At 63.0% G+C, this 2,614-nt stretch carries 3 protein-coding genes and 1 pseudogene; 2 read left to right on the plus strand and 2 right to left on the minus strand.

All coding sequences use genetic code 11. The features are described 5' to 3' along the window. Positions 1–195: pseudogene (locus E5W87_RS36135) on the minus strand (efflux RND transporter periplasmic adaptor subunit); the annotation flags it as partial. Between E5W87_RS36135 and E5W87_RS21855 the strand changes: the two are divergent. Together E5W87_RS21855 and E5W87_RS21860 are read left to right on the plus strand one after the other, a co-directional pair. After that, entirely contained in the window at positions 125–478 is a 354-nt protein-coding gene (locus tag E5W87_RS21855; RefSeq protein ID WP_292402095.1) for a hypothetical protein, read from the plus strand. The pseudogene E5W87_RS36135 and the gene E5W87_RS21855 sit on opposite strands and share 71 nt — an antisense overlap. A gap of 62 nt (positions 479–540) precedes the next feature. After that, positions 541–1,818: a 4-aminobutyrate--2-oxoglutarate transaminase gene (locus E5W87_RS21860; RefSeq protein ID WP_292402098.1), complete on the plus strand. Its 1,278-nt coding sequence runs from the start codon at positions 541–543 to the stop codon at positions 1,816–1,818. Between the two features lie 156 nt (positions 1,819–1,974). Here E5W87_RS21860 and E5W87_RS21865 read toward each other — a convergent pair. Beyond that, a partial coding sequence (locus E5W87_RS21865) for an oxidoreductase C-terminal domain-containing protein (RefSeq protein WP_292402101.1) occupies positions 1,975–2,614 on the minus strand: 640 nt, incomplete at its 5' end.

Below are 2,614 nucleotides of genomic sequence, written 5' to 3' on the forward strand. Positions count from 1 at the left end.
AAGCCGTTCGGCGACGCGGCCGCCGACTCGGAACGATAAATTGTTCAGCGTGCGCGCCGCGATCGCGCCGGTGAGTGAAGTCCTTGGCGCATAGTTGGCGATCGCCACCGTCTCGGTGCGCACCATGACCGGCAATTTCTTCGCCGCCGCCTCCTGCTTCTGGCAGCCGGCCAGAAGAAAAGGCAGCGTTGCCATTGCGCAGGCAAGAATTGTGGATGCAGAAAAAGGCAAATGGCTGGGGGTTTTGACCGATGGCGGCGAGACGGACGATGTCGCGTTCCTGCTCATAGCTGCCTCAACCGCGCGGGCCGCTCCCTATGGCAAGACGGTGCGGACAACGGCGAGGATAATTGATCCCCGCAAAAAGGAAACCTCTTCTCGTACGCGTATAGGCGGTTTGTTTAAGCCGCCAGTTAGTGCATCGGCGGCAGGCCCAATCGCCCGCCGCCGGTGCCAACTTGAGGAAAACGTGAAATAAGGTCAGAACAATTCCCGGCAGTCATCCAAACGAGAACGGGCTCCGGCCCGGTGAGGGACATTATGAAGAATTCAGCCATTTCCGAACGCAAGAACCAGTCGATTTCGCGCGGCGTCGGCATGACCACGCAGATCTATGCCGACCGCGCCGAAAACTCGGAAATCTGGGATGTCGAGGGCCGTCGCTATATCGACTTCTCGTCCGGTATCGCCGTCGTCAACACCGGCCATCGTCACCCAAAGGTGATCGAGGCGGTCAAGGCGCAGCTCGACCGTTTCACCCATACCTGCCACCAGGTGGTGCCCTATGAGAGCTATGTCAGACTGGCCGAACGGCTGAACGGCATGCTGCCGGGCAAATTCGACAAGAAGACGATCTTCGTCACCACCGGCGCCGAGGCGGTGGAGAACGCCATCAAGATCGCCCGCAACGCCACGGGCCGGCCAGCGGTCATCGCCTTTGCCGGCGGCTTCCATGGCCGCACCTTCATGGGCATGGCGCTGACCGGCAAGGTCGTACCCTACAAGGTCGGCTTCGGCGCCATGCCGGCCGATGTATTCCACGCGCCGTTCCCTGTGGCGCTGCACGGGATCTCGGTCGCCGATTCGCTGGCCTCGCTCGATCGCCTGTTCAAGGCCGATGTCGATCCGGCCCGCGTCGCCGCCATCATCGTCGAGCCGGTGCAGGGCGAGGGCGGCTTCTACGAGGCGCCGCGCGACTTCATGACGGCGCTGCGCAAGATCTGTGACCAGCACGGCATGCTTTTGATCGCCGACGAAGTGCAGACCGGCTTCGCCCGCACCGGAAAGATGTTCGCCATGGATCATCATGAGGTGGCGCCGGACATCACGACCATGGCCAAGAGCCTGGCCGGAGGCTTCCCGCTGTCGGCGGTCACCGGCCGCGCCGAAATCATGGATGCGCCGAACCCCGGCGGGCTCGGCGGCACCTATGGTGGCAGCCCGATCGGCGTCGCCGCGGCGCATGCCGTGCTTGACGTGATCGACGAGGAAAAGCTCTGCGACCGTGCCAATACGCTGGGCAACCGGCTGAAGCAGCGGCTGCAATCGATCCGCGACGACACGCCGGAGATCGTCGATATCAGAGGCCCAGGCTTCATGAATGCGGTCGAATTCAACGATGTGAAGAAGGGCTTGCCGTCGGCCGAGATTGCCAATGCGGTCCGGCTGAAGGCGCTCGACAAGGGCCTGATCCTGCTCACCTGCGGCGTCTACGGCAATGTCATCCGCTTCCTCGCGCCGATCACCATCCAGGACGGCGTTATGAACGAAGCGCTCGATATCCTGGAAAGCTCGATCCGTGAGGTCCGCGCCGCCTGACCCTCGTCTGCTCCGGGATGTGGTGAGATTCAGGTCAGGCCGAGCCGAGAATGGTGGGTTCCGAGAACCGGAACGGAGCGTACTTTTGGGTACGTGAGTACCGGAAGCGCAGGAAACCGCCGTTCTCGGCCGGCATCACCTGAATATCAACATATCCTATTCAGCGGCGCGGATAGGCTCTTCCTGCTGGAAGGCGGCGAGCGCCGCCTTCAGTCCGTCGGGCCCGGTCGCGACCAACTGCGGCGTCGGCGAGAAGCCGGCGCCGAGCATCTTGCGGCCAAGCATGTGGTCGCCCGGCCGATTGACCGATTCGATGCCGAGCAGACGATTTCCAGCATAGTGGTAGATCGAGAATCTGTTCTCGTTGACGTCGCCCAGCACGACATGGCTGTCGCCGCCCGAAATCAGGCCGACCATCTGCAGCTTCATGTCGCCGATATCGGACCAGAACCATGGCACCGCTGCAAACGCGTCCGCATGGCCGAGGATGGTGCGGGCGGCAAGACGCGCCTGGTCGGTCGCATTTTGCACCGATTCCAGCCGCACATCGCCGCCGGTGAGCCAGTGCCGGTAGGAGGCGGCGTCGCCGATGGCGAGGATTTCGGGCACCGACGTGCGCATCTGCTGGTCGACGTGGATGCCATTGGCAATTGTGATGCCTACGGCTTGCGCCAGTTCGACATTGGGCACGACGCCGATGCCGATGATGACCATCTGCGCCGGCAGGTGCTCGCCGGATGAGGTGACCGCGGCCGTGACACGGCCGCTCTCACCTTCGAGCCGCGCAATGGTGGTG

This window comes from Mesorhizobium sp. (genome assembly GCF_004962925.1).
Classification (GTDB): domain Bacteria; phylum Pseudomonadota; class Alphaproteobacteria; order Rhizobiales; family Rhizobiaceae; genus Mesorhizobium.